The 19,843-nt window shown below is 44.4% G+C and carries 17 protein-coding genes; 9 read left to right on the top strand and 8 right to left on the bottom strand.

The genetic code is table 11. The annotated features are described in order from the left end of the window. Positions 1 to 89: 89 nt before the first annotated feature. Positions 90 to 995: a hypothetical protein gene (locus L3V23_RS09375; RefSeq protein ID WP_102965122.1), complete on the top strand. Its 906-nt coding sequence runs from the start codon at positions 90 to 92 to the stop codon at positions 993 to 995. A 4-nt stretch (positions 996 to 999) separates the two neighbouring features. On the opposite strand, the gene soxR is transcribed toward L3V23_RS09375, so the two are convergent. Continuing rightward, positions 1,000 to 1,467 carry a redox-sensitive transcriptional activator SoxR gene (gene soxR / locus L3V23_RS09370; protein WP_042479403.1) on the bottom strand — a complete coding sequence of 156 codons (468 nt, stop codon included), beginning with the start codon at positions 1,465 to 1,467 and terminating at the stop codon, positions 1,000 to 1,002. 116 nt (positions 1,468 to 1,583) lie between these two features. On the opposite strand from soxR, the gene L3V23_RS09365 reads away from it, so the two are divergent. After that, positions 1,584 to 2,786, top strand: coding sequence for an MFS transporter (locus L3V23_RS09365; RefSeq protein ID WP_102965123.1), 1,203 nt, complete (start codon positions 1,584 to 1,586; stop codon positions 2,784 to 2,786). A 76-nt stretch (positions 2,787 to 2,862) separates the two neighbouring features. On the opposite strand, the gene L3V23_RS09360 is transcribed toward L3V23_RS09365, so the two are convergent. Continuing rightward, complete coding sequence (locus L3V23_RS09360; RefSeq protein WP_102965124.1) at positions 2,863 to 3,489, bottom strand: TetR/AcrR family transcriptional regulator; 627 nt, start codon at positions 3,487 to 3,489, stop codon at positions 2,863 to 2,865. Between the two features lie 385 nt (positions 3,490 to 3,874). On the opposite strand from L3V23_RS09360, the gene L3V23_RS09355 reads away from it, so the two are divergent. From L3V23_RS09355 to L3V23_RS09335, 5 genes are all read left to right on the top strand, one after another. Then, positions 3,875 to 4,960, top strand: a complete 1,086-nt coding sequence (locus tag L3V23_RS09355) for an efflux RND transporter periplasmic adaptor subunit (RefSeq protein ID WP_102965125.1) — start codon at positions 3,875 to 3,877, stop codon at positions 4,958 to 4,960. Positions 4,961 to 4,964: 4 nt separating this feature from the next. Beyond that, positions 4,965 to 8,003, top strand: coding sequence for an efflux RND transporter permease subunit (locus tag L3V23_RS09350; protein ID WP_237292250.1), 3,039 nt, complete (start codon positions 4,965 to 4,967; stop codon positions 8,001 to 8,003). Positions 8,004 to 8,282: 279 nt separating this feature from the next. After that, positions 8,283 to 8,627, top strand: coding sequence for a hypothetical protein (locus L3V23_RS09345; RefSeq protein ID WP_237292249.1), 345 nt, complete (start codon positions 8,283 to 8,285; stop codon positions 8,625 to 8,627). A 27-nt stretch (positions 8,628 to 8,654) separates the two neighbouring features. After that, positions 8,655 to 9,134, top strand: a complete 480-nt coding sequence (locus tag L3V23_RS09340; protein ID WP_237292248.1) for an ATP-binding protein — start codon at positions 8,655 to 8,657, stop codon at positions 9,132 to 9,134. Between the two features lie 196 nt (positions 9,135 to 9,330). Beyond that, positions 9,331 to 9,672, top strand: coding sequence for a hypothetical protein (locus L3V23_RS09335; protein WP_237292247.1), 342 nt, complete (start codon positions 9,331 to 9,333; stop codon positions 9,670 to 9,672). An 89-nt stretch (positions 9,673 to 9,761) separates the two neighbouring features. Here L3V23_RS09335 and L3V23_RS09330 read toward each other — a convergent pair whose 3' ends face one another. The 6 genes from L3V23_RS09330 to norR form a co-directional block, all read right to left on the bottom strand. Then, positions 9,762 to 11,129 carry a heavy metal sensor histidine kinase gene (locus L3V23_RS09330; protein WP_102967553.1) on the bottom strand — a complete coding sequence of 456 codons (1,368 nt, stop codon included), beginning with the start codon at positions 11,127 to 11,129 and terminating at the stop codon, positions 9,762 to 9,764. Then, positions 11,122 to 11,814: a heavy metal response regulator transcription factor gene (locus L3V23_RS09325; RefSeq protein ID WP_102953211.1), complete on the bottom strand. Its 693-nt coding sequence runs from the start codon at positions 11,812 to 11,814 to the stop codon at positions 11,122 to 11,124. The genes L3V23_RS09330 and L3V23_RS09325 overlap by 8 nt, the downstream gene beginning before the upstream one ends. 89 nt (positions 11,815 to 11,903) lie before the next feature. After that, entirely contained in the window at positions 11,904 to 12,281 is a 378-nt protein-coding gene (locus L3V23_RS09320) for a DUF3316 domain-containing protein (RefSeq protein ID WP_102967554.1), read from the bottom strand. Between the two features lie 203 nt (positions 12,282 to 12,484). After that, positions 12,485 to 13,540, bottom strand: coding sequence for a hybrid-cluster NAD(P)-dependent oxidoreductase (locus L3V23_RS09315; RefSeq protein WP_237292246.1), 1,056 nt, complete (start codon positions 13,538 to 13,540; stop codon positions 12,485 to 12,487). Positions 13,541 to 13,594: 54 nt separating this feature from the next. Then, positions 13,595 to 15,268: a hydroxylamine reductase gene (gene hcp, locus L3V23_RS09310; protein WP_237292245.1), complete on the bottom strand. Its 1,674-nt coding sequence runs from the start codon at positions 15,266 to 15,268 to the stop codon at positions 13,595 to 13,597. A 200-nt stretch (positions 15,269 to 15,468) separates the two neighbouring features. After that, positions 15,469 to 17,037 carry a nitric oxide reductase transcriptional regulator NorR gene (gene norR, locus L3V23_RS09305; RefSeq protein WP_237292290.1) on the bottom strand — a complete coding sequence of 523 codons (1,569 nt, stop codon included), beginning with the start codon at positions 17,035 to 17,037 and terminating at the stop codon, positions 15,469 to 15,471. Positions 17,038 to 17,219: 182 nt separating this feature from the next. On the opposite strand from norR, the gene L3V23_RS09300 reads away from it, so the two are divergent. Both L3V23_RS09300 and hmpA read left to right on the top strand, forming a co-directional pair. Continuing rightward, entirely contained in the window at positions 17,220 to 18,422 is a 1,203-nt protein-coding gene (locus L3V23_RS09300) for an NnrS family protein (RefSeq protein WP_237292244.1), read from the top strand. A 170-nt stretch (positions 18,423 to 18,592) separates the two neighbouring features. After that, a complete protein-coding gene (hmpA, locus tag L3V23_RS09295; protein WP_237292243.1) occupies positions 18,593 to 19,783 on the top strand; it encodes an NO-inducible flavohemoprotein in 1,191 nt (396 codons plus the stop codon). The last annotated feature ends 60 nt before the right edge of the window (positions 19,784 to 19,843 follow it).

The following is a 19,843-nucleotide window of genomic DNA, read 5'->3' as shown; positions in this document are numbered from 1 at the left end:
GCTTAATCAGCCTACGTACATTAGAGTTTACTGTTTTATTAGTGGTAATCTAGCGGTGTATTTCCTCACCTATAAGTTACTGCTTTCTCATGCAAAAAATTATCTCATCTCTGGCCTTATCACTGTTGCTTTCAGCCTGTGGTGGCGAAGAGCTAGGCTCTCCTGATATGAATACTTCCACGACAACTTCCACTTTTGCAACGGATGTTGTGGATAGCATGACTAAAGCGAACCAAGCTACCTTGTTAAACGCTTCTGCAGATGCCAGTTGGTCGAAAACGGGACATATTACACAAGGGCTACCTAGAGGAGATGCTGCACCCGCATGGTGGGCAGATTCTGTACTTGATGGCAGCCTGAAAACATCTGACTCATGGAATGCTCTCACTGGCTGGTTCACTGTATTTGAATCAGTAAACAACATCGATCACAACGTAAAGGTCTACTACAGCGATTTCGAAGTTTGGCTGCTCAAAGGCAGCGATGTAAACCATGCTTCTTGGGAAAAATTAGCAGTCACGCCAACCACATGGGCTTCGTATTACGACTCCGATATTGTGACTTGGCAGGGCAGTGCGTTACCTGATGACAGTTCTGGCTACTACGAGTTTCAGCATCCGGATATCTTGCATGGTGGAAGCAGTAAAGTCGCTTTCGATGGGAATAATGTTCTTGGTGTATTTGTACGTACGCAAGCTTGGCTTGATAGTGCAGATGCGGATGCCGAACTGCTGATGAGTATTGGTGTCGATTATTATCCAACGTCGACCAGCTCTGTTTCTAAAGGGGATTTTGCGGATGCAAATTATCTTCCTGGAGCGGGTAGCAGCCGATTTGTCTATCTCACAACAGAACCCAAATGGTTCACGATGGCAAACGTCGCCGACGATGCTTTGGTCAACGGCGATAAGACCAGCCCATTTGTTGAAAGTGGCGGCAAGACCTATTTAACCATTGAAGAATGGATGAACAATCATCCACCCCTTGATGAATAAATCGCTAACAGTTTGGTCTCTCTACTTCACCAGACCACTCTTCAGGATTGGTCAGGCGAGTTTTGTCCTCAAAGATTTCTGCTCGAATGTCCTGTGGGTTGTAAATGGCGCACGACTCCATCGACAAACAACCGCAACCAATGCAGCCACCAAGATCGTTTTTCAATGCTTGTAACTGTTGAATACGGTGTTCGAGCATAGCACTCCAACTCGAAGCCATTTGCTCCCACTGTTGACGGCTGGGTGCCTGATGCTTCGGTAAATCTGCCAACGAGGCAGAGATCTCTTCTAACGTCAGGCCGACCATCTGCGCCGCTTTAATTACGGCAATTCTTCGCAGAACATTTCTATGATAGCGGCGTTGGTTGCCTTGATTACGCCAACTGAAGATCAGCCCTTTTTGTTCGTAGAAGTGCAGAGTGGAGACATTCACTCCAGATCGTTTAGCCACTTCACCGACAGTCATCTCCATATCTAACTCTCCATTTGCTCTCGCTATTTATCTAAATTATAGGCAAATAACGCTTTACCTAAAGTTAACTTGAGGTATTAACCTGACTGCAAATTAATAGCAGATGGAATAGAAATATGGAAGCAACAGAAAAAACGCGTGCCAACGCTTATCTAACAGGGCGCTTCTTTGATGGCGTGTCGTCAGGGCTGTTTATGATGGCGTTACCTTGGGCAATGCTGTCAACTCCCAACATGGGGGCATTCGTCGCGATAGTGGCGTTAGCATGTACGGCAATTTCGTTTTTCCTAACACCGATTTTTTCCACCTTGATTGACCGACATTCGAGAAAGCAGCTACTGGTATTCGTACAGTTTGTGCAAGCAGGGACGGCTGCGTTTGTTGCGGTGTTTTATGGGGCTGGATATGAGTCACATTGGCTACTGGCGGCTGCGCAATTGGTGTTTTGGGCGTCCAGTAATCTAGCGTGGGCAACCAATAATGCGTTTACTCAGGAGAACTTCCATCAGCATGAATATGCGGTCATTTCCGGTAAACAGGAAGTGATTATGCAGGGTACGACGTTAGGCTCTGGTGCATTGGGCGTTGTGTTACTCGAAATGTGGGGAATGCTGGAGTTTTCAGCATTCGCGGCAATAGCATCTGCTATCGCGAGTATTAGCTACATATTGACGCCTTATCGCCGACAATTGCGACAGTCTAGTTCTGAGTCGTTTGTTGGACAAATGAAAGAGAGCCGAGACATTTTTACTCAAAGACCCCATTTTTACGCCTTTTTAATGCTCTCTGTGTTGAGTTACCCCATTCTGACCTTCCTGACTAAGCTTGTGCCGATCTGGTTTGCTGAAACGGGTATCTCTGGCGACTGGTTTGCTGGGTATAACATCGCGTTTGGCATGGGATCGTTAATCACGGGTTTGATGGTTGGCAGACTGTTAGGGCTGGGTTCTCATCAGGGAATTATGATTGGCGCAATGGGTCTGGCTGCGCTCATGCTTTTTGGAATGAGCATGTCACCGACACCGCTAGTATTACTGATATTCACCTTTTTCTTTGGCACGTTTAACGCTTTAAATCGTATCGCTCGGACAAACTGGATGCATCACAGTATCAGTATTCACCAACGTGGCCGAGCGGATGGTGGCTTGCAAATGTTTGCGACCCTAGCACAAAGCATCAGCTACGTTGCGATTGCGTTTTTGAGTCATTTTGGTATTACTCAGTTAGGTTTCTTTCTTGCTTCAATGGTTATGGCGATAGCTGTATTGTTAATGTTACGCCTGAGCAAAGCATTCGAACTTAAAGTGAGTACGGTTTAATTTTTGCGATGGCTTTTATTTTCCGGCTTAGCATTAATGATGCTATGAACAACACCATACTACTCATTCAATTATTTTATGGAGCGAGTAGTTTTAAGGTTATATCAAAAAATGCTTTGGTCTGTTGGGGATCATAACGTTGCTGTTCTATCGGCGATATGATCATCCATCCATCGACGAGGGCACTCAACTGATCTGCGAGAAATGCAGCATCAATATCGGTTCTAATTTCGCCACGAGCTTGTCCTTGCTCTAAAGTTGCGGTTAATGAGCTTCTCATTCTTACATACCACTTTTGCAGGTGCTGGGCGTAATTAGGGTCTTGTCTTGCATAAACGAACAACTCAGCGACGATTGGAGCAACCTCTGAACTTTCACTGAGAGACCAATTAAGCCAGTTATCTAATACAATTTTCACATCCCCATTTTCTCCTGCCAAAATGAGTTCAAATTGACCAAATAAATAATCAGTAGCAGCAATCAGCATCGCTTCTTTATTTTCAAAGTAGTAGGTCACAGCGCCAGTTGTACAACCTACTTTGGCGGCTACTTTGCGAAAAGAGATACCTTGGCATCCTTCCTCAGACAGTAGCTCAATCACTGCATTAACAAGTTCATTTCGTTTTGAATCATGGTCACCAACAGGGCGGCCTCTTTTTTGTTTCGCAATGGCATTGTTGGGTTCTTGATCACTTTTGCTCATCTAAAGGTGTCCACTCGTTGCTTAGGTTTTGCCACACAGGCTAGTTTGTAATTTTTCATTAAAGTAACAGGTGTTGTTAAAAAAGGGTAGTCATGTGTTGATCTGTGCCGATGATCGATGTTGAGCTAAGTCACTAATGGATAATTGAATTCTTCTGTTTAGTTATGGGTGTTCGTTAACTTCATGATTTTAAATTGATAATTTTGTTGTTTGTCATTTTTATTCCTTACTCGTTTTCATGGTTCATAGTTCATTAATAATTAATATAACAGGTGTTGTGTTAATTAATGATCTTGTAATAGAATCCCCTTAATCAAGGCGAAGTACACAATTTAAACAGCAACATGTATTCGCCAGTAACTGTCAGTTTATTGTGGAGGAATACATGAATGACTTGTGCCAACGTTTAAGGTGGACCGCGCTTGTATTGAGTACTGCGCTTATTATGGCGGGATGCGATCAGCCACAACCACACGAGGGCGTAAAGGTTTCTAGACCCGTTAAGCTTTATACGCTAGGTGGTGATACGCCTCAGATTTTATACAAATATCCCGGCAGTGTTACTGCGGTAAATAAATCGACTCTGGCTTTTGAGGTGCCGGGTAAAGTCACTGATATAAAAGTGAAGGAAGGTGATCTCGTTGTTGCCGGGCAAGTATTAGCCCAACTTGATCCCAGAGATTATCAAGCTCAGTTTGAAAGCGCCAAGATTGAAAAAGATGCCAGTCACAAGGATTATGAGCGATATAAAAAAGCCCTAGAATCCAATGCTGTAACACCTCAGGCATTCGATCAGGCAAAGCGTAATATGGAAGTAGCACAAGCTGCATTCAAACAAGCAAAAAAAGCATTGGAAGATACGTCGTTACAAGCGCCTTTTTCTGGTCGAATTGCACGTAAAGACATTGAGAAGTTTGACACTGTCTACGCAAAACAACCGGTTATTCAACTGCATAGCGACTCTGCTTTGGAGATGGTTGTCGATGTACCAGAGGTTGATTGGGTAAAAGGAGGAAGAGTCGCTTCAGCCAAAGACATTAATCTCTCAGAACAGCTATTTGTTACCGTAAGTGCCTTACCGAATGAACGTTTCCCAGGCGTCATTACTGAGTTTTCTAGCGTTGCTGATCCCATCACTCGTACTTACAAAGTCACCGTTGAGTTTAATGTGCCACAGAATATTTCATTGGGTTCGGGTATGAGTGGTCATGTATTGTATCAACCCAAATCAACGGAGAACGCCAACATATATGTTCCGATAGAGGCGATTGTTGGTAACTCAGACAATAAAGCTTTCGTATGGTTATACGAAGCTGATAAGGGTGTTGTTACAAAGCAAACAATAGAATTGGGCGACATTACAGCGAAGAAAGTCTTGGTGAAATCTGGGTTAAAGAAAGGGGACCGTATAGCTGTATCAGGTGTTCACAGTTTATTCGATGGCTATTCCGTGTATCCGCTGGAGGACTGAATCGATGAATATAGCGTCTATCGCAATTGAGAAGCGAGTTGTTACACTGGTCTTGACCGTCGTTATGTTGATTACGGGTCTTATGGTTTTCAAAGATATGAGCCGATTAGAAGATCCAGAGTTCACGATAAAAGAAGCGCTGATTGTTACGCCGTACAAAGGGGCGACTGCTCTAGAAGTGGAGCAGGAAGTCACTGAATTACTAGAGAAATCAGTTCAGCAATTAGGGGAACTCGATAAAGTCACTTCTAAGTCTGAGCCCGGACTTTCTACGATCACGGTTTCAATCAAAGACAAATATAACAAAGAAACCCTACCTCAGGTTTGGAACAAACTTAGGCAAAAAGTGGGTGATGTTCAGCAATATCTTCCGCCCAGATCTGGGCCTTCTTTGGTTATTGATGATTTCGGTGATGTTTACAGTATCTTCATGGTCATTACGAGTGACGGATACAGTTACGGTGAATTGAAAAAATATGTCGATGATCTTCAACAGCAACTTCTTCTCGTTGACGGTGTTGGCAAGATAAACACTTATGGCGAGCGTACGGAAGCGATTTTCGTTGAGTTTAATCGAGACAGATTAGCGCAGCTAGGCATCTCTTCGAATGTAATTGCACAACAATTGAGTAGTAAAGGTGTTGTGGTAGACGCAGGTAATGCCAAGATCGGTTCCTCCTACGTTGCTATTTCGCCGACGGGAGGTTTGGAATCCGTCGCAGGTTTCGAATCGATGTTGATTACAGACGGTTCAAGCAAACAGTTCTACCTTCGTGATATTGCCAAAATAAAGCGAGGTTACGTTGACCCACCGTCGGCACTTATTCAGTTTGATGGAAAGTTAGGTATCGGTATAGGGATCTCAACCGTAACGGGCGGTAATGTCGTCGATATGGGTGAAGCTGTCCTGAGCAAATTGACTGAGCTAGAAGGTCAGCGACCTGCGGGAATTGAGTTTGGCTTCGTTTCTTTGCAGTCAGAAGCGGTAACAGAAGCCATTTCTGGTTTTATCGCGAGTTTAGTGGAAGCGGTAGCCATCGTAATCGCGGTATTGCTGATTTTTATGGGATTGCGTAGTGGCTTACTAATTGGTTTTATCCTCGTCCTTACCATTGCTGGTTCATTCCTATTTCTAGATCCTATGGGGGTGGCGTTAGAGCGGATTTCTCTTGGTGCTCTCATCATTGCTCTGGGTATGCTGGTTGATAATGCGATTGTGATCGTTGATGGCATTTTGATACGTATGCAGAAGGGGGAAAGCGCACGCAGCGCCGCCCCTATCGTCGTTAGTCAGTCGGCTTGGCCGTTATTGGCGGCGACATTAATTGCAATTTTGGCGTTTGCGGCAATTGGCACATCAAACGATGCCACGGGAGAGTACTGCCGTTCATTGTTTCAGGTAGTGATGGTGTCATTGTTGCTAAGTTGGGTTACCGCAGTGACGGTGACGCCATTGCTGTGTGTTCTTTTTTTAAAACCGCCTAAGCAAGCCTCGGAATTAAACGATCCTTACGCAGGAAGATTCTATTCCAAATACAAACGACTGTTGAAACACTGTATTCGTCATCGATATTTAAGCTCCGCATCCGTTTTGGCGATATTTGCGGTTTCTCTTTGGGGCTTCTCATTCGTTAGCCAGAACTTTTTCCCTGATTCAACACGCGCGCAGTTCATGGTTGATATGTGGTTGCCGCAAGGCACGCACATTGACGATACCAAGCAAAATGCGGGTTCAATTGAGCAGTATTTACGAGAGCAATCTCATGTCACTCATGTAACCACGATGACTGGAGAAGGCGCATTAAGGTTTTTGTTAACTTATGAACCTCAACAGCCTAATACGAGTTATGCTCAGTTTTTAGTAGACGTTGATGACTACAGAGCGATCAAAGAACTGATTCCAAGAGTTGAACAACAGCTAGCCGAGAAATATCCCAATGCTTTGATATACGCCTCTCCGTTTGCACTTGGTACCGCAGCTTTGGGCAAAATACAGGCGAGAGTTAGTGGGCCGGATCCGGAGCAGTTACGAACCATTGCTGACCAAATAACGGAGATATTTTCATCTGCACCTAATGCAAAAGCCATCCGCACGGACTGGCGACAGAAGATTAAAGTGGTCAAAGCGGTGTTGCTGGAAGAGCAGGCGAATCTTAATGGTATATCTCGAACAATGGTGGCTGAAGCAATTAAAGAGTCATTCGAGGGAGTAACGACAGGCGTATTCAGAGAAAATGATCTGCTATTGCCCATTATTGTTCGTGCAGACGATAGTGTTAGATACGATATTGGTAGCTTGGGAAATATTCAGATCTGGAGCCCTTTCGCTCAGCGAATGATCCCTTTAAGGCAAGTAGTACAGTCATTTGAATTGGTTTTCGAAGATGGCTTAATTCTTCGTCGTAACAGAGAAAGAACCATTACAGTGTTTGCTGACCCAGTCGATGGAAATGCCAGTCAACTCTTTGCTCAATTGCGCCCTCAAGTGGAGTCTATCCCGCTTCCCAAAGGCTATAAATTGGAATGGGGCGGTGAGTATGAAGAGCAAAATAAAGCCGAAGCTGGGATAGCAACAAGCATACCGCTGTTCATTCTGGCAATGATATTGCTGACCATTACTATGTTTAACTCGCTGCGACAAACGGCAGTGATATGGTTATGTGTGCCCCTTGCTTTGATCGGTGTGACCGTTGGTTTATTGGCAACGGATCAGCCATTCGGCTTTATGGCGTTATTAGGCTTTTTAAGCCTAATAGGGATGCTGATAAAGAATGCCATTGTTTTAGTAGAAGAGATCAACATAGAAACCAGAGCAGGGAAAGCCCTGATGGAAGCGATTGTTTATTCCTGTGTGAGCCGTTTGCGTCCTGTCGCAATGGCTGCGCTCACCACTGCTTTGGGAATGACGCCTCTTATTTTCGATGCATTTTTTGTGTCTATGGCAATCACTATCATTGGTGGGCTGGTCTTCGCTACCGTACTCACTATGGTTGTATTACCGATATTTTATGCCCTAGTTTTCAGGGCAGAAGATGGACAATAGGTTACTTAAAATACAGCTGGTCGCGCTACTTTGATATCGCGAACATCGTTCAAAGATGACATTGTAAAAAAGCCACAAATTGCTGAACGTTTGTGGCTTTTTGTAGGGAGTAATTATGTTGATGCTTAAAATAGGGCGATTGCCTTGTCGATAGGCATCAATTTTGAGAGATAAAGAGCTAAAAGCTGTAAATACGTTTATTGTGTTACGTAAGTGGACTTTTTGCTCTAGAACCCCGCCTATACTTACATTCGGGTGCACATAATCTGGGGTTCTAGTATGAGCTTACAACTCGCTTTCTTGCTTACCTTCATCGCTGGCGGGGTATCCGTATGGCTCTTGATGAGAGTTTCCAAAGAGTCTGAACGCGAAAGAATGGCTGTCATCAATAACAAAATTCGTTCGATTGGCGGAAGTATCGTTAGTATTGATTTGATAAAACGATCACGTTGTCCTTTTAGTTCTGAATATCAAGATCCTGATTTTGTTTATAAATTCTATAAAGTTACCTACGATATCGAGCTGGAAATAAAAGAGTGTTGGGCTGTTTTGGAGATGAAACAACGCCGCTATGGGCCCGGAAGTGCTATTCATTCGAACTGGATATGGCGAGATTTAGCATAACTTGCCGTACTGAACTAAAGAGAAATTATGAGCAAAATCTATTTTGTATGCGGCTTCATTGGGGCAGGCAAGACCACTTATTCCAAACAGCTTGCTGAAGCCCATGGTGCCTTTCGCTTTTCAATTGATGAATGGATGATTCCTCTTTATGGCGAACATATGGAGAGGGAAGTCTTTGATCGTCGTTTAGCAACACTGAAAGAATTATTTAAGAGCTCCGCGATGCAGCTATTTTCGCTTGGTGTACCCGTGATTTTCGATTTCGGTTTTTGGCGTAATACTGATCGCAGTAGCTTTATCGAGTGGGCTTCGAGCCTAGGGGTTGAGAGCGAAATGCACTATTTGGATGTTCCCTTTGAGGTATGTAAACAAAGAGCGACCGCCCGTAACTCGGAGTTGCAAGGTAAGTCTTACGAAATGACGCCGGAGATGTTGGATTTATTCTGGTCTTGGTTTGAAATTCCGACACCGGATGAAGATGTTGTTTGGGTTCATCGAGAGAATTAACCTCGTTTATCACAGCTGTGATTTGTATCCAGCTTAACCAATTATCAAGTTCTGAATTCCTTTGGTGTTCTAGAACTAGGTTTTTGAGCCTCTACAGATGAACATGACAAAATTGTCATCATCACTGCCCAGTTACTGACAGAAACAGAAGTATAAGATGAGTGTCAGTTAAAAAGACTATAGGCAGGAAAAAGTTATGACGGTTAAAAACAAAAGCAACCCTCGCCATTCTAATCATGGAGGGCATAAAGGGCATGGTTGGATGATGCTGGTATGCGTATTAGTGATGCTGGGTGTCGTTTTCTTGAGTTATTCCGATTCGACGGATGTATTTAGTTTTGCCTTGATGGGTTCAGCATTAATTCCTCTGATTTTGTGTTTGCTTGTGCATGGACTGATGATGAAGTTCATGATGTCAGATTGTTCAAAAGATAAAGCCTCCGATAGTGAGAGTGAGCTTAACAACAGTGAGCAAAATACTATTCAACAAGAGAAATCAGAGCTAAAAACTGACAGTAGCAGGTCGTTTAATGCCTGATTTGTAACAGAAGCACAGATACTCTGATATCAGGCAAAAGGGCATGAATGGCGTTACCATTCATGCCTTAAGGTTTCCTTGAATATAGCCTATTGGTCCAAAGATCTTGCGCAAGGCAAGGTTATTTTGAACTCAGTATGCTGGTCTTTCGATGTCACACTGATGGCACCATTATAGGCTTGGACGATCGATTGAGTGATTGATAGTCCTAACCCCGCACCGACACTCCCGACATGCTGGCGAGATTTATCTATTCTGTAAAAACGGTCGAAAAGATACGCGATGTTTTCCTCAGGGATAGTGTCGCCTTGGTTAACTACAGAGATCGTTATCTGCTCGTCGAGTTCTTGCACTTGAACTTGTATTGTCGACCCAACATAGGCGTGTCTAATCGCATTAGAAAGTAAGTTGCCAATGGCTCGCTCAAACATGTTTTTATCCATGTAGAGTCTCCCTTCTCCCGAGTTCACTAGCTTAACTGAGGCGTCGTCAGCCAATATTTCATAGTAGTCAATCAGATGGGAGAGCTCTTTTCCCGCATCAAGCACTTCATCATTACGATGAATCAATTTGTTCTCGGCCTTGGCGATGTAAAGCAGGTCGTTGATGGTTTTTGTGATTCGATTTAGCTCTTCCAGAGTGGAAGCAATGGCCTCTTGATATTCCTTCGGCGTACGACATGCACCAAGAATGACTTGGTTTTGCGTCGTAATATTGGTTAGCGGCGTTTTTAATTCATGAGCGATATCTGAAGAGAGCTCGCTTAATCGTCTGAACCCCATTTGTAGCCTGTCTAACATTGCATTATGTGTGTTTGCCAGACCTCGCAGTTCACTCGGCAGTGATTCTAGCTTAATACGAATATCCAACTGTTCTGGAGAGACTTGTTGAATATGTTCATTGAGTACCGCGATAGGTTTGAGGCCTCGATGCACAATCAGGCTGCTAAATGCGGACGAAATGAGAAAAGTAAAACCGAGTGACCAAAAAAGAATCCAGTTCAGTTTGTCTAAAAACAAAAGATGATGATTAATGCTCAATCCAAGCACGACTAAATAATTGCCCGTATTGAACGCAAATGCACGAAGCGCTAGGGAGTCTTCATCCCATTCGATGGCATTGCTTGGGTTATAGGCTTGTGGTGAATTTGGGATGAGGGGCTGTGTTTTCGGGAGGGTTAAATTCGAATTTTGATAAATGATATTTTCATTTTCAAACACCCACATCAGAAGAGGGCTGTTATTCGATTGTTCGAATAGGGCTTGTGGTGACTGATTAATTTCTCTGTCGATAGCATTGAATTTACTGGAGACATAGCTGAAATCTTGATTATAGAAATGACGCTCTATAGCGTATTGCAGTACCAATGCGAATGAAAAATAAGTCACTAAAGTTGTGCCGATAAACATCAATACAAGCTTATTTCTCATCGAAAAAGGTTGTGACAGTTTAAGCATTCTCAGCATCTTCCAGTTTGTAGCCCATGCCTCGGACGGTGTGAATAAGTGGCCTGTCAAATGGCTTGTCTACTTTATTCCGCAGACGTTTGATAGCAACATCGATAACATTAGTGTCACTGTCGAAATTCATGTCCCAGACAAGAGAGGCAATGGTTGTGCGTGACAGTACCTGACCTTGTTTACGCATCAACAGTTCGAGCAGCGTAAACTCTTTCGCCGTTAATGACATTGAATGCCCTGAGCGCGTGGCGACTCTTTTCACCATATCGAGTTCTAGATCTGCCACACGGAGCGTTTGGGAGGTGTTGGTCGAGGGAGAGTTTACATGATGGCGGAATACATTTTGGATTCTCGCCAGTAGTTCAGCAAATGCATAAGGTTTTACTACGTAATCATTCGCGCCCAATTCAAAACCACGTACACGGTCTTCAACCTGCTCTTTGGCTGTGAGCATGATAACGGGCGTATAAATTTCACTGTTACGTAGAGTATTAAGAACCTGCCAGCCGTCCAGTTTAGGTAGCATGATATCGAGCAGAATTAGGTCATACTCTTCACTTGTTGCTTGGTAAAGTCCGTCAACACCGTTGTGCACTAAATCCACAATGTATCCCGATTCAATTAACCCTTTTTGCAGGTACTCTCCAGCTTTGCGTTCATCTTCAACTATTAATAATTTCAAGCGTAATCACCTATTTTGTTGGGTGGTACAAGATCGAAAAAAGAGCATGAGCAAATAGCGTCATACTCTTTTCTATTGCGCGACGTTGTTTAGTTATTGCTATCACGCTCTGCGTAATGCACTTTTACGTTCACTCTGCCTATGTATTCGAGCTGACCAGTTTCGTTCATTCGTTCTTGCACTGTGATGTATCCACCTTCTTTTAGATGAGTGTTATTCGAACTAGTATCAAAACGGGAGAGATTCAGCGTTTTGTTCAATTTATTTGCTGGCATTTGTTTAAGAGCGTTGAGTTCTGACAGAGCCTCCTGATAAGCCTGCTGAGTAGAGGTTGCTGGTGCGACAGAAACCGTTCTTACCTCCTCACGAGAGATATAGTTCCCTCCGAGGAAAAGTGGTTGTGCGAATGCTGAAGCGCTAGTCATTGTTAATGCTGTAACAAAAAGGGCGGTTTTAATTGCTTTCATGTTGTTTACCTTTACGATTTGTTTTCAATGACTGCATTATTCTATATCGCCTCTGACTATCCCCTTTCAGGAATATGACAATTTTGTCATAAAGATCTATCCCCTCACGAGGCAGTTTTTTTGTCTTAAATGAAGAATGACTTTTCTCCCTGCTGATCAAGGAGAAAAGTCATGTGGAGAGGAGTTAGGGCTCTGAGTGATAACTAGTTCAGAGACACTTCAACATCGGAATGAATTTGGCAGGAGCATGCGAGTACGAATCCTTCGGCTATTTCTTGTTCCGTTAAGGTTTCGCTACTGGTGCGAGTGAAATCACCATTGGTGACTTTGCATTTGCAAGAGCCACAAATACCGCTGCGACAAGCCGCAATGACAGGCACTTTGGCACTTTCTAACGCATCAATAAGCAGGCTTCCTGTCACGATTTTAGTCTCGGTACCAAACGATGGCACAAATACGGTGGCATGCGCCAATGCCGCAGCTTTACTCTTGGTGTCTTCAACCTCTGGTTGCGTTGATTCAGCAGGCGTAAAGCTTTCTTGATAGAACAACGTCATATCCATGCCCAACGCTGCTAAGTTCTCTTTCATCGCTTGCATAAAGCCCACAGGGCCACACAAAAACGCCGTGCGAGAAGCGATATCCGGGCAGTAATTGGCAAGCGCCGCTTGGGTTAGACGTCCTTCCAAGTAATCAGTATTGGTTGCATCCTCCAACATAATGTCGAGTTTGAAACGAGGGTGGTGCTGCTCCATTTGCTGTAGTTCAGCGTGATAAATTAACTGCTCGGCACAGGTTGCTGCGTGAATGAAATGTATTTCTGTGCGATCTTGGCTGTCTGCTAACAGTGTTTTCGACATCGACATAACTGGTGTTATGCCGCAACCCGCACTGAGCAACAAGATCTTATCGGTATGGGGCTGCTCAATGTGAAATTGTCCAGCGGGTGGAAGTACCTGCAATGATTGACCCACTTGTAAATGGTCATTGAGATAATTCGATACTTTACCGCCAGCAACCCTTTTCACGGTAAATTGCATTTCGGTCTGGTTTGACAGTGAGCTGAGAGAATACGCGCGGTACTCAGTGTTGCCATCAATATCTACCCCTAAAGTCACAAATTGCCCTGCAATAAAACTAAAGGTTTTGTCTTGCTCTTCGCTGGTTAAGGTAAAACTGATGCAATCCGGCGTTTCCTGCCATCTGCTTTTACAGATTAAGCGTGCAGCGCCTTGGTTCGGCCATTGAAATTGTTCCATAGTCGTCTCTTCAATAAGCACAGGTGGGCGATACCCACCTGTTATTAAACACATTTACGCAGCGGCTTTTTCGCCAAGGATTTGCGCAAGATCTTGTTCAACAGTCGAGATGGCTCTTAGGTCGAATTTGTCCTGAATAATGGCCATTAAGTTGTCAGTAAGGAATGCTGGTTGAGTTGGGCCGGTGTAAATACCTTTCACACCCAAAGCGAGTAGGGTAAGTAAAACCACAATAGCCTTTTGTTCGAACCAAGATAATACCAGTGTCAGTGGTAGGTCATTGACACCACAGTCGAATTCTTCTGCCAACGCTAATGCTAACTGAATCGCTGAGTAGGAGTCGTTACATTGACCGACATCGAGAAGACGAGGAATACCGTTAATTTCACCGTGTTGCTCTTTGTTAAAGCGGAATTTACCGCAAGCGAGAGTCAGGATCAGGCTGTCTTCTGGCGTTTGTTTGGTAAATTCGTTGTAGTAGTTGCGCTCTGCTTTGTCGCCATCACAACCGCCTACCAAGAAAAAGTGACTGATATTACCCTGCTTAACTTGATCAATCACAGCCGGTGCCGCTTCCATTAAGGCATTACGACCGAAGCCGACAGTGATCATCTGTTCAATTTCATCATGCTGGAATCCGTCCTGAGCTAATGCACATTCGATCACTGTTGAGAAATCATCACCTTCTAAATGAGATACGCCCGGCCAGCCGACAATGCTGCGAGTGAATAGGCGATCGGCGTATTGACCGACTTCTGGATTCAGTAAGCAGTTTGATGTCATCACAATTGCACCCGGGAAGTTAGCAAACTCTTTTTGCTGGTTCTGCCAAGCGCTACCGTAGTTACCCGCTAAATGAGGATACTTGTTTAATTCTGGGTAACCATGAGCAGGTAACATTTCACCATTGGTGTAGACGTTAATGCCTTTGCCTTCAGTTTGTTGCAGGATTTTTTCTAAGTCATGCAGATCATGTCCAGACACAAGAATGCACTTGCCTTTCTTTGTTTTTACGTTGACTTGCGTTGGCGCAGGGTGACCGAAAGTTTCCGTTTCGCCTTTATCTAATAGGGCCATGATCTTGTAGTTCATTAGGCCAATTTGCATTGAGCAGTTAAGCAGTGCATTGAGATCTTGTGGTTCTGTACCTAACCAAGACATGATTTGATGATATTCAGTGTGGATCTCTACATCACTTTGTCCTAAAACACGGGCGTGTTCTAAGTAGGCAGCTGCGCCTTTTAAGCCGTACAAGCAGAGTAAACGTAAACCCATCACATCAGGGTCAACAGTTTCATGGCCACGGTTTACTGCGGCTAAAGGTGCAAACTTTAACAGTGCTTCACGATCCGTTGGAAGTTCAAACTGAGCCGCTGGGGAAAGCTCAGGAATTGATTTGTCAGCTAACGTTGCTGCGGCTCTGACTCGCTGTTCTATACTTTGTTTGTATTGATAAGCTTGGTTTGCGAACTCAACGATGCGCTTTTCATCAAAGTTTACGTTAGTCAGTGTTGCAAAGAAGGCTTTCGGTGCCCACTCGTCGATTTCAGTGTCGATAATTTGATATTCACGGCCAAGTTGAGCCCAGAATGAAACGCCTTGTAGCGTATAAACTAAAATATCTTGTAGATCAGAAACATCACTTGTTTTTCCACACATACCTTGCGAATACGCGCAACCTTTTGCGATAGGGGTTTGAATGGTTTGTTCACATTGAATACAGAACATAGTTGGGGCTCCAGTGATAAGTATTAAAATTGGCCGCTTAACGCGAAGGGTGCGCTAAGCGGCCTTTAAATTTCATCGCTGGTATTGCAGAGAGTATGCCAGTTTTTATCTTATTGATTTTATAATAATTTTTATTTTGTGAACAAAGTTGTTGTTGTTATAAATACATCGAACGTTGTTTTTAATACAACAACTCACATTTATTTGGAAGATTCACAGGCTTGTACGCCCAGTTTTTTACCCATTTTGAACAAGTTACCTCTGTCCATCTGCAAAAATGCAGCCGCCTGAGACCAAACACCGTTGTTCAGTTGCAATGCATGTTCAATAAGCTGCTTTTGAAACGCTTCTACCGCTTCACGCATGGGTACTGAAGAGTTGGGAAGTTGAGGCGAAGTATTGCTCTTCGTCTTTCCATTTGCGGTTTGTTCAGACAAGTCAAAATCGTTCATAAAGTGGAGAGGTTCAATCAGCTCTGATTGTGTTCTCATGGCGTGTAAGCCCGCACGCATTAAGGTATGTTCCAGCTCCCTGACGTTACCTAACCAAGACTGTTTTTCTAATAATTGCAGTGCTTTAGGATGAATGTGCAGTGTTTTCAGGTGGAACTGGCGGCGAATGTTATCCAGTATGTATCCCACTAAAACCGGAATGTCTCCTTCACGAGAGCGTAAGGGAGGCACCTGAATAGGAAATACATTTAAACGGTGGAAAAGGTCGGAGCGGAAACGTCCTTCAGCCACTTCTTGAGCGAGGTCTCGATTGGTTGCCGCGATGACACGAACATCTACGATGTGGTTTTTATCTGCGCCCACTCGTTGTACTTCACCTTGCTGAATAACACGCAGCAGTTTGGCCTGTAATAGTAACGGCAGTTCACCGATTTCATCGAGGAAAATGGTGCCACCATCGGCCAGTTCAAATTTACCCGCACGCGAAGTATTGGCACCGGTAAACGCGCCTTTTACATGTCCGAATAGTTCACTTTCAGCAATGGATTCGGGTAACGCCGCGCAGTTTACATAAACCATAGGCTTGTCACTGCGTAGGCTCTGTGCGTGAACTTGGTGAGCAACCACTTCCTTGCCTGTACCCGTTTCGCCGCTGATCAAAACCGCGTAATTCGAGTGCGCGACCATCTCAATGTTGGCTCTGAGTCGCTTAATCTGGGGGCTAACACCAACCAGTTTTCCGCCTTTGCTTCTCGCTTCGTCAATCAGCAATTGATTCACGGAATGTTGCTGACGATTGGCTTTATTCAATGCTTCAAACAGACTGATATTGCGAATGATCCCCGCAGCAAGCGCTGCAAAGGTCTCAATGGTTTTGTCTGGGATGCTGTTGAAAGCTCCGGGTTTTGCCGCGTCCAGCGTTAGCGCGCCAACCAAAGTATCGCCCACGTATAAGCTGCACCCCATGCAAGAGTGAACATCAATACTGTGGTGGATATCTTCACTAAGTAAGCCGTCAAAAGGGTCTGGCAGGCTTGAATTCTCAGGGAAACGCACCGGCTTACGGTTGGCTAAGATCATTGCCAAACGCGGATGGACATCAGGCAGAAAGCGGCGTCCGAATACTTCAGATGACAAACCGCTGATGGCAATCGGTACTAAGTGCTTTTCGTTGTCGAGTGTAAATAGAGCGCTGGCATCACAGGGAAGTAGTTGTTGCAGGGCATCAATCAATTTTTGGTAGTGCTGAGTGGAAGGCTCTCCCATATTCAGCTCTACCGCAATGTTCAACAGTACTTGTTCTATGGATGGTTTGATGACATGTGTGTCCATTTGGGCTTCTACGTTAAGACAAAAACGAACCGATGATGTGTTTATTACAACGCAGTTGTCAAGCGCTTAAAATGTAAGTTATTAAAAATCAATAAGTTAAAGTTGGCTTGATTCGTGCAATAACTATTACTTCGTTATTTAGATGTATTGTTAGGAATCGCGCGTTTATGCTCAACATCACCGATAAGAGTGCAGAAGATAAAATCATCCCCGTTCTGCGCTTAGGTTTCAGACCTTTCTTTTTATTTGGCAGTGTATATTCAGTTATCGCGATTGGCATTTGGGTATATGCCTTTCAACACGGTCAGCCCGCTCAGTTAAGAGTTCCCGCTTTGTGGTGGCACGTTCATGAAATGTTTTTTGGCTTTGCCATGGCGATTGTGGCTGGTTTCTTACTAACCGCCGTGCAGAACTGGACAGGTGTGAATGGCACCAAAGACAAATGGTTAGGCGTGCTTGTTACACTATGGATACTGCCGAGAGTGCTGCTTTGGACAGACGTTCCGCTTTGGCTTACCTCTTCCATTGAAGCGCTGTTTCTCGCTTTAGTTGCGTATGAGATTTCGTTTCGAGTGGTGAAAGCCAAAGGCTACCGCAATCTGATCTTCTTGCCATTTTTTGTCTTGGCCATTGCGGCGAACTACGCCAGTTACGCAACCATCAAGGGTATGCCTCCTTTCCCTTCAATTGCGGTCTGGCAGGCGATGCTGTGGTGGTTTGTACTGCTTATTTCAATTATGGGCGGGCGAGTGATTCCGTTTTTCACCGCACGTCGATTTAACTTCGAGAAAGCGAACACTTTGCTTTGGTTGGATGCCGCTGCCAATACGCCGTTGGTTATGCTGTTTGCTTTAAGCTTTTTCCCGTTAACCAGTGAACAAGTTAGCCCAGCTATCATGTTATTCGCAGCGGTGATGCAGTTGGCTCGTTGGCTACGTTGGAAGCCATGGACAACGCTAAAAGAGCCGTTAGTGTGGTCGTTGCATCTGACTTATGCCTGTATTCCTTCAGGGCTGCTTATCAAAGCGTTAGCGGAATTAAATTGGATTCCTAACGGCCTGTTTGTATCCCACAATATGTTACACGTGATCGCTATCGGAGCGATTGGCGGGCTTATCTTATCTATGATCTCGCGTGTGACTATGGGTCATACAGGGCGAATGATTTATCAAGGACCAAACATGTGGCTTGCGTTTGCAGCCATCGTGCTTGCTGCTTTTGTGCGAGGTTTTGGTGTCGCTTTCTGGCCGCAGCACATGTTGCTGATGGTGGATATCGCGGCAGCGCTTTGGATCATCGCATTCACTTTATTCATCCTGAAATTTGGCACCATGCTGTTACGCCCACGCGCTGACGGCCACCCAGGATAACCCCATCAACAGACAAACGTTCATAGCCATTAGTCTTGCTCAACTATTCTTATTTCAATACGACTAATGGCTTGATGCGTTTGTTATTCAACGTTGAGCCCTCAAGTTCTATAACTTGCTTATTATTAATAAATAGATAATTAAAAAAGAAATTGCATAGGAAATTTCAAATGAAAGAAAGTCAAAAGTCATTAGTGTTAGCCACCGTTCCTGTTTTACGAGAGAGTGGTGTCGCACTGACTACCTATTTTTATCAACGGATGCTCAAACATAATCCAGAGCTGAAAAACGTCTTCAATCAATCGCATCAAAAAACTGGCAATCAGCCTCAAGCGTTAGCTATGGCTGTGCTCGCATATGCTGAAAACATTAATGATCCTTCCGTATTATTGTCGGTTGTTGAGCGTATCGCGCACAAACACACCAGTTTAGGCATTCGAGCTGAGCAGTATGGCATTGTCGGTAAACACCTTTTAGCTTCAATCAAAGAAGTGCTGGGTGATGCTGCAAGCGATGAATTGATCGATGCTTGGGCTGCGGCCTATCAACAGTTGGCCGATCTGTTTATTGACGTGGAATCTAAGCTCTATCAGGCGTCTGTAGAAAAGGCGCAAGGCTGGACAGGTTGGCGTCCGTTCCGCGTGCGCAGCAAAGTGGCAGAAAGTGAAGAAATCACCTCTTTCTATCTTGAGCCGACAGATGGCGGCACACTACCGGTATTCAAACCGGGGCAGTACATCAGCGTTCGCGTGTTTGTCAAAGAAACGGGGCTGTATCAGCCTCGTCAGTACAGTTTGTCTCAAGCTCCTAATGAGGAGACATTGCGAATCTCAATCAAAAAAGAGTCTGCGGCAGAACACAAACCTGCTGGGCTTGTGTCTAACCATATGCACGGTGAAATCCAACAGGGTGATGTAATTGAAGTCTCTGCGCCGTATGGCGAATTTGTACTGAATGAACAGAGCGAGCGTCCAATCGTGCTGCTAAGTGGCGGTGTGGGTATTACGCCTATGATGGCAATGAGCAGCTATCTGAATAAGAAAGATGCTTTAGGCTCAGTGCATTTCATTCACAGTGCTCGCAACCCTCAAGTTCATGCATTTAAGTCGGTCACCGATGAGTTTGCTGAAAAAGGGATGAAGGTGAACTATTTCTATGATCACGGAGCCAATCAGGACAACGGCGTACAACAAGCTCCGGTTGAGTTAGCACAAGTTCTGCCTAAAGACGTTACTCAAGCAGATTACTATTTGTGTGGGCCAATGGCATTCATGTCTCATTACATGACGCAGCTTCGTCAACTCGGTGTACCAGAGACTCAAATATACGCAGAAGCGTTTGGCTCTGGTGGCGTAGCCTAAAATAAAAAATCCCCTAAGCTGTTGAGCTTGGGGGATTTCCAACCGATGACAATACAGAAT

It is taken from the genome of Vibrio sp. A1-b2, from assembly GCF_021726015.1.
GTDB classification, from domain to species: Bacteria; Pseudomonadota; Gammaproteobacteria; order Enterobacterales; family Vibrionaceae; genus Vibrio; species Vibrio diazotrophicus.
The sequence above is the reverse complement of the archived record's forward strand: the minus strand, read 5'-3'. Positions and strand labels throughout refer to the sequence as shown.